The sequence below is a fragment of the Mesorhizobium sp. M7A.F.Ca.CA.003.01.2.1 genome, assembly GCF_003998945.1.
Classification (GTDB): domain Bacteria; phylum Pseudomonadota; class Alphaproteobacteria; order Rhizobiales; family Rhizobiaceae; genus Mesorhizobium; species Mesorhizobium ciceri.
Map to the genome: position 1 here is coordinate 1 of NZ_RZRA01000216.1, position 6,617 is coordinate 6,617.

Below are 6,617 nucleotides of genomic sequence, written 5' to 3' on the forward strand. Positions count from 1 at the left end.
GTCAAACGAGCCGCCGGTCGCGCTCAAGCTTGTCGCCAAACGGCGCATGCGGCGACAGCGGGCCGCGTCCAAGAAGGTTACCGCGGCAGCGGCGGGTTGACCGAAATCGGCGGAAGGCCCATGGAACCAGGCGGCCCTCCGCGCGGCCTTACGGATTAGCTACCCGTCGGCGGTGAGAAATGCTCGAAATTCGCCCAGCCCAGGAAGCCGACCGGTCGGCGATCGTGCAACTGTGGCATCAGGGCTGGCATGATGCCCATGCGCATCTGGTTCCAGCCGAAATCCTGGCGTACCGAACGCCGGCGCATTTTGCGCTGTGGCTGGAGCAATCCACCGATGCCTTCCATGTGGCGGCTGCCGATGGATTGCTTGGCTTCGTCTCGATAAACGGGGCGGAGCTGGTCAAACTCTATGTAAGCCCGCAGGCACGGGGAAGCGGAACCGCCCGCGATCTGCTGTCTTATGCCGAGCATCTCTTGTGCGAACAGGGCGTGGCGGAGGCCGAGCTTTTCTGCACGGCGGGAAATGTCCGCGCGCAGAGATTTTATGCCCGCGAAGGATGGCGCTTGAACCGCAGCTTCGAAGACGCACTTTGGCTGCCGGATGATGTCGCCGGCAGGTTCACCGTGGAAACCCACTGCTATCGGAAGCATCTGGGCTTTCGTTAGCATCACTATTCGGAACGAGCTTGGCGAGATTGTCGCGGACGCTGGAGCAGGCGCCCCCTACCGGTCGACCATCGCCATGCCCCGCTCGGTATAGCGCGGGCCGGAGATTTTTCCCGGCGCGAGCGCTTCGTTGAGCGCGGCCATCTCGGCGGCATCGAGTTTGATAGCGGCGCCGGCGACGTTCTCTTCCAGGTATTTTCTGCGCTTGGTGCCGGGGATCGGCACGATGTCGATGCCAAAGCCGTCGCCCTTCGCCAGCAGCCAGGCCAGCGCGACCTGGCCGGGCTTGACGCCGCGGGCAGCGGCGATGTCGCTCACCTTGGCGGCCGCCTCGACATTGGCGTCGTAGTTTTCGCCCTGGTAGCGCGGGTCGTTGCGGCGATAATCGCCGTCGGGATAGTCTTCCGCACGCTTGACCTGGCCGGTGAGAAACCCTCGGCCGAGCGGCGAGAACGGCACCAGGCCGATGCCGAGTTCGCCAAGCAGCGGGATGATCTCCGGCTCCAGATTGCGCTCCCACAGCGAATACTCACTCTGCAACGCCGACACCGGATGCACGGCATGCGCCCGGCGGATGTTGGCTGCACCCGCTTCCGACAGGCCGAAGAAGCGCACCTTGCCTTGCGCGACGAGTTCGCCGACGGCGCCCGCGACATCCTCCATCGGCACCGCCGGGTCGACGCGGTGCTGGTAGAGCAGGTCGATACGGTCGGTTCCGAGGCGGCCGAGCGAGGCTTCCACCGCCTCTCGAATGTGCTCGGGCCGGCTGTCGGTTCCGGTCTGCTTGCCGTTTTCGATGCGGAAGCCAAATTTCGTGGCGATCGTCACCAGGTCGCGCTTGCCCTTCAATGCCCGGCCGAGCAGGGCTTCGTTGTCGTAAGGGCCATAGACTTCGGCGGTGTCGAGGAAGGTGCAGCCGAGGTCGATGGCACGGTGCAGCGTGGCGATGGATTCGGCCTCGTCGGCCGGGCCATAGGACTGGCTCATGCCCATGCAGCCGAGGCCGATAGCCGAGACCTGCAGCCCCTGGCTGCCGAGCTTGCGTGTTTTCAGGGTCATGGCAGGCGTTCTCCGGAGGGGGCGCAGCGATTATAGCGTCAGCAGGTTCAATCGATACGCCTATTAGATCACGATGTGGCTATTCGATCAGGATGTGGGCTTCGCGCGCTGCTTCGACGAGCGCCGCCCTGGCGACGTCGGGGGCAACATCGCCGCTCGTCGCCCGCTGGCAGGCGCGCAGTGCGGACCGATGCTTCGGGCTGCCTGCGTCACGCCAATGTGTGGTGAGCAAATCAATGGCCTGCTGTGTGTTGGACAGATGATGGATGGAACCGGTGACGCCGACCGAAACCGCCACAGGTTTGGAGAACCATGCCGTTTGCATTGGAACCACCTCAATTGGGCTGAAGCAATAAACGCTTATGGCCGCTCAAGGTTTCGTCGCTACCAATCAATCTGGCGTGATAGATTGCCGATACCCCCAGCGGCATTGGGCCCCACATTGTCCGCGGGGCTCACATGTTCGAGGCGACATCGCGGGTGGGCGGTGTTTTGGGTTTGTGGGCGGCGCGTTGCCGCGTCGCCTGGTGGGCAGGGCGGGGTTTGACCGTGTTCACGGTCGTGGGCGCCTGCGCCTTGCGGCGCTTGAGCCAGTTGGCTGACAGTTCGGCAAGGAGACTGCGCAAGTCTTTCACGACGTCCTCCTCTTGTAGGGCGACAAGGTAATTGCCGTCGCCCCAACTTGTTCCACCGCAAACTCCTTCCGCCAAAAATAAAAGTTCTTGCCGGCGAAAGCGGTCGGGCATCACCTGCCGATATAGGCGGCCAGTTCGTCCGGCGTCCCGTTCGGGAAGGCCTGTTTCAGAAAATCCAGGAACGCCGACACGCGCGGGCTGAGCAGCCGCCGGGAGGGGTAGAGCGTCCAAAGAGCGATCTCAGGGGCGTCGATGTCCCCCCAATTCACCAACGTGCCGTCACCCAAATCGTGGGCCACCAACGAAATGGGAAGACGTGCCGCACCGACCCCCGCCCGCACCGCATCGCGCACCATAATGAGCGTTCCCAAAGCGAGGACCGGCTCGATTTTGATCGTCGACCGGCCACCCTCGGTCTTCACGTGCCATGTTTGCCGTTCGCCTTTCCCGCGCGCAACGGCAGGGGCCGGTCCACCGGTGCGAGGAAGGTGAGGGCTCGCCACGACGACCAGCCGGTCGCGGAGAAACGCCCGTCCGACCAAGCTTTCGTCGGGATCCGGGTTGACCCGGATCACCAGGTCGTAGCCTTCCTCGATCATGTCCACAGCCCGGTCCTCCGTCGTGACCTCCAGCCTCACCTCCGGAAATTTGAGGGCAAATCCCGCGGCGATCCTCCCCATCGCGGTCTGAGAAAAAAGCAGGGGCGCGCTGATCCGCAGTCTCCCCTTGGGTCTTTGACCGCCCGAGGCGATCGCCGCGGCCGTCTCGTCCAGTTCGGCAAGCAACGCCCCCGTCCGCTCGAAAAGCGCCCGTCCTTCCTCGGTCAGCTTCAGGTTACGCGCACCCCGTTCAAACAGGCGCAGGTCAAGGCTGCTCTCCAAGTCTCCAACGCGCCGCGACAGGGTTGCCTTGGGCCGGCCGGTGGCCCGTGCCGCCTTGCCGAAACCGCCATGGCGGGCAACGAGGTTGAAATCGGTGAGGGCCAGAATATCCATAGGTGTTCCACCAGTGAGACGGTGCGTCTAAAATTTCGGTCTGTTTGAGTGTTTGTGAGCCACACATATTGGGCCTGTCAAGCAACCCAACAGGAGAAATTCCATGACCATCCTCGTTACCGGCGCCACAGGCAATGTTGGCCGCCAAGTCGTCGAGCACCTCGTCAAGCGCGGCGCCGACGTCCGTGCTCTCGTCCGCGATCCGTCGAAAGCCAGCTTCCCGGCGGGCGTATCGGTCGCGCAAGGCGACTTTCTCGATGTCGATTCACTGCGCAAAGCCATGTCCGGCGTTTCCACCCTGTTCCTCTTGAACGCCGTGGTGCCGGACGAATTCACCCAGGCTTTGGTCGCGCTGAACGTCGCCCGATCGGCGGGCATCGAGCGGATCGTCTATCTCTCGGTGATCCATGCCGACGTGTATGTGAACGTGCCGCATTTCGCCGGCAAGTTCGGCGTCGAGCGAATGATCGAGCAGATGGGCTTCCAGGCTACGATCCTGCGCCCGGCCTATTTCATCCAGAACGACCTGATGATCGAAGACGTCATCACCGGCTATGGCACCTACACAATGCCGATCGGCGCCAAAGGTCTCGCCATGGTCGACGTGCGTGATATCGCCGAGATCGCCGCTCTCGAGCTGCTGCGCCGCGAACGGTCCGCGGAGCCGCTTGCGCTCGAGCGGATCAACCTCGTCGGTCCGCAGACACTGACCGGGACGGATATCGCGGCCATCTGGTCCGACGTGCTCGCCCGGCCGATCAGCTACGGCGGCGACAACACCGAAGGTTTCGAGCAGAATCTCAAGCAGTTCCTGCCTGCCTGGATGGCCTACGACATGCGCTTGATGGGCGAACGGTTCCTGACCGACGGCATGCTGCCCGAGGCCGGCGACGTGGAGCGCCTGACCGCGCTTCTGGGCCGCCCTCTGCGTCCCTATCGCGACTTCGCCTCACAAATCGCCGGCTCCGCCTGACGGAACGGCTCCGGTCATCATCCGGTTCAGAAACAGCAGGGCGGCCTTTTGAGAAGGCCCCCTGTTCAGCCGGTACCGTCTTACTGCAGGGTGGCCGGACCAGGCCCGTCGCGTTGGGCGATCATCCGCCCGCCATCGTCGCCACCGAGACCATCCACGAACAGGCCAGCCACGCCGTCGAAATTGGTGAGCCCGTCGAATTCAATTGCGGCGCCAATCAGCTGGGCTGCCTGGAAGACAATGTATTCGACGTCCTCGAGGGCGATGTTTTCGGCCAGGTTCCTGACCCTTACATGTTCCGCCACCGCCGTGATACTGACGATGCCGGTCTTCCTGAAGGCGATCTGGACCGCTGAACGGACGTCATCGCGCAGTCGCGCCGAGTAATCATACCGCATCGAAACCTCCCAAAGGGAACGGTTTTCTGTTCAGGTTGCACAATGCGGCAGGGGCTTCATCTTGGCAAGTCACGAATTAAATAATATCTAAACAAATCAGCTAGTTAGCATAGTTATGCAAGTATGCGCCTTACGCCGAATACCATCAGGCTCATCATGCGCATGAGAAGCAGTTCACTCATCCCGAGGTCTTGACGCGCTAGGAGCGCTTTCCTAACTATTAGGTAAGCGAGTTGAATACTCATTCGAGGTATCGGGATCCTGAGCGAGGGAGCGCGATGACTGAACTGGAACGCCCGGAACGGTTGCAGATCATGCTGACGTCAGACGAGCTGGCTGCGCTGGAAAACTGGCGCTTCGACAAGCGTATGCCGAGCCGTTCGGCCGCGGTCAGGGAATTGCTGCGGCGCGGTCTTGCCTCAGACGGCTTCCTGACGGCGGAGCAAGGGGCGAAGTCGCAAGACTTCGGTATCCTGCCAACCGCCGGCGGCAACGGCATTTCCGAAAGCGGCAAGGAGTAGCGGTTCACCGCGCGTGAGCCGCTCCAGTCCTTTCAGGCTGCCGGTCGCCGCAACGCGGTGCCGGCCGGCCCAGCGGACCATAACTCTCGATTCAGAGGATGTTGGTCGTCACTTCGACGACGATCGCGGCACCTTCCAGGCTGCCATTGGTGACGTGCACGACACGCGATACCCGCAGATCCTGCGTGGTTCCATCGATCGACAGCGCAACGCTTTCGCCGATCCGCGGAACCGCCTGAAAAACCGCGTCCGTGGCCTCCGGCCGGTTGTCGATCGATATGCGGCAGTTGACGGTCATGAGATGTCTCCTGTGTCGGCCCGGTGGTCAACGCGGGGTCCGCGAAATGGTTTCAGGAGCCGGATGCAACTTAACGGCGCCCAGATCCGTAAAACACTAATTGCTCCATTGTTCATCGTAACGGAGCAACAGGGCTCGCTGGGGGCGTTGGGGCTGCCCCGGCGAGCTTGATCCGCCTTGCCGGGGGCGTGGCGTCACCGGGGTATGGAGACGAGTTTCGGCGCCCGCAATTCCCCGGCCATCCTTGCCGCCTGGAAAATTGTCATCAAAACCAGGATGGGCTCACCCTCGGTCGGGTTGATGGTCAGCACGACGCGGCCAAGCTCGTCGCTCATGCCGCAAGACCAGTCCTTGACGGCTATCACCTTTCTCGCGGCCATATGCCGTTCTCCTGCACGGGAGGTTCTCTGCCGGCTACGCCGTCTGGAGTTGGTCGACAGAACCTTCGCCTGACATTGCAAGCAGCCGAAATGCGGCAAATGCGGCCAATATCATGAAAACCGCCGTGACGTTCAGGGACATCGTCGACGCAAGCACGCCCCCGTCAAAGCAACTCAGTTCCATGCGCTCTACCCCTTCAAGCCACTGACGGCCTGGATGATGATCCTGCTTCGAGTGAAATACAAGCGCGCGCTAATGTGCTGAAGCCGGCTGGCCAGTCTGCGCGCGGCTTCGAACCAGCCAAGCGCTTGGTTGCTGGTTCCCGCTCAAGGGCTCGAACCTCGATTCACGCCTTCAAAGGGCGCTGTCCTACCATTAGACGAAGCGGGAAAATGCACGTTGCGCCCCACCCCTAGCCGGTTCGCGCGCCGGGATCAACGCACTGCGGCGGCAAAGCCGATTGGAAGCGCGGTGTCAGTCCGGAAAGTTGGTGACAGGTTCCTCGCAGCGGTAGACCGGGCAGCTGCCGTCACGGGTCGGGACATAGGCCGACATCGGCACCTCCGGCCAGTCGCATTCGTTGCCGAACTGCCTGACATAGCGATCATAGGTGTTGGGGCCTGTGGTCAGCACCACGGCATGGCGGCTTTGGAGCAGTTGCCGGAGCTGGTCGCAACTCATCGTGCGGG

11 protein-coding genes and 1 tRNA gene are annotated in these 6,617 nt (G+C 62.5%); 3 read left to right on the forward strand and 9 right to left on the reverse strand.

Annotated elements, in window-relative coordinates; translation table 11 throughout:
* Positions 1-179 precede the first annotated feature (179 nt).
* A complete protein-coding gene (locus EN969_RS11475) occupies positions 180-668 on the forward strand; it encodes a GNAT family N-acetyltransferase (RefSeq protein ID WP_027160744.1) in 489 nt (162 codons plus the stop codon).
* A gap of 57 nt (positions 669-725) precedes the next feature.
* Here EN969_RS11475 and EN969_RS11480 read toward each other — a convergent pair whose 3' ends face one another.
* The 4 genes from EN969_RS11480 to EN969_RS11495 form a co-directional block, all read right to left on the reverse strand.
* Positions 726-1,727, reverse strand: coding sequence for an aldo/keto reductase (locus EN969_RS11480; protein WP_063168567.1), 1,002 nt, complete (start codon positions 1,725-1,727; stop codon positions 726-728).
* Between the two features lie 79 nt (positions 1,728-1,806).
* Complete coding sequence (locus tag EN969_RS11485) at positions 1,807-2,052, reverse strand: DUF982 domain-containing protein (protein ID WP_013530762.1); 246 nt, start codon at positions 2,050-2,052, stop codon at positions 1,807-1,809.
* 130 nt (positions 2,053-2,182) lie between these two features.
* Complete coding sequence (locus tag EN969_RS35265; protein ID WP_024501614.1) at positions 2,183-2,362, reverse strand: hypothetical protein; 180 nt, start codon at positions 2,360-2,362, stop codon at positions 2,183-2,185.
* A 110-nt stretch (positions 2,363-2,472) separates the two neighbouring features.
* Positions 2,473-3,357, reverse strand: a complete 885-nt coding sequence (locus EN969_RS11495; RefSeq protein ID WP_127419134.1) for a LysR family transcriptional regulator — start codon at positions 3,355-3,357, stop codon at positions 2,473-2,475.
* Between the two features lie 103 nt (positions 3,358-3,460).
* Between EN969_RS11495 and EN969_RS11500 the strand changes: the two genes are divergently transcribed.
* Positions 3,461-4,330: an NmrA/HSCARG family protein gene (locus EN969_RS11500; RefSeq protein WP_013530765.1), complete on the forward strand. Its 870-nt coding sequence runs from the start codon at positions 3,461-3,463 to the stop codon at positions 4,328-4,330.
* 80 nt (positions 4,331-4,410) lie between these two features.
* Here EN969_RS11500 and EN969_RS11505 read toward each other — a convergent pair whose 3' ends face one another.
* Positions 4,411-4,728, reverse strand: coding sequence for a hypothetical protein (locus tag EN969_RS11505; RefSeq protein WP_063168566.1), 318 nt, complete (start codon positions 4,726-4,728; stop codon positions 4,411-4,413).
* A gap of 278 nt (positions 4,729-5,006) precedes the next feature.
* Between EN969_RS11505 and EN969_RS11510 the strand changes: the two genes are divergently transcribed.
* Positions 5,007-5,249 (forward strand): hypothetical protein, encoded by a 243-nt coding sequence (locus EN969_RS11510; RefSeq protein ID WP_013530767.1) that lies wholly within the window; start codon positions 5,007-5,009, stop codon positions 5,247-5,249.
* A gap of 91 nt (positions 5,250-5,340) precedes the next feature.
* Here EN969_RS11510 and EN969_RS11515 read toward each other — a convergent pair whose 3' ends face one another.
* From EN969_RS11515 to EN969_RS11530, 4 genes are all read right to left on the reverse strand, one after another.
* On the reverse strand, positions 5,341-5,547 hold the full coding sequence (locus EN969_RS11515; RefSeq protein WP_013530768.1) for a hypothetical protein: 207 nt from the start codon (positions 5,545-5,547) through the stop codon (positions 5,341-5,343).
* Between the two features lie 194 nt (positions 5,548-5,741).
* Positions 5,742-5,927 (reverse strand): hypothetical protein, encoded by a 186-nt coding sequence (locus tag EN969_RS11520; RefSeq protein ID WP_013530769.1) that lies wholly within the window; start codon positions 5,925-5,927, stop codon positions 5,742-5,744.
* Positions 5,928-6,244: 317 nt separating this feature from the next.
* A tRNA-Gln gene (locus EN969_RS11525) sits at positions 6,245-6,318 on the reverse strand.
* 84 nt (positions 6,319-6,402) lie between these two features.
* Positions 6,403-6,617 (reverse strand): hypothetical protein (locus EN969_RS11530; RefSeq protein ID WP_127419135.1); only part of this gene is annotated, 215 nt, incomplete at its 5' end.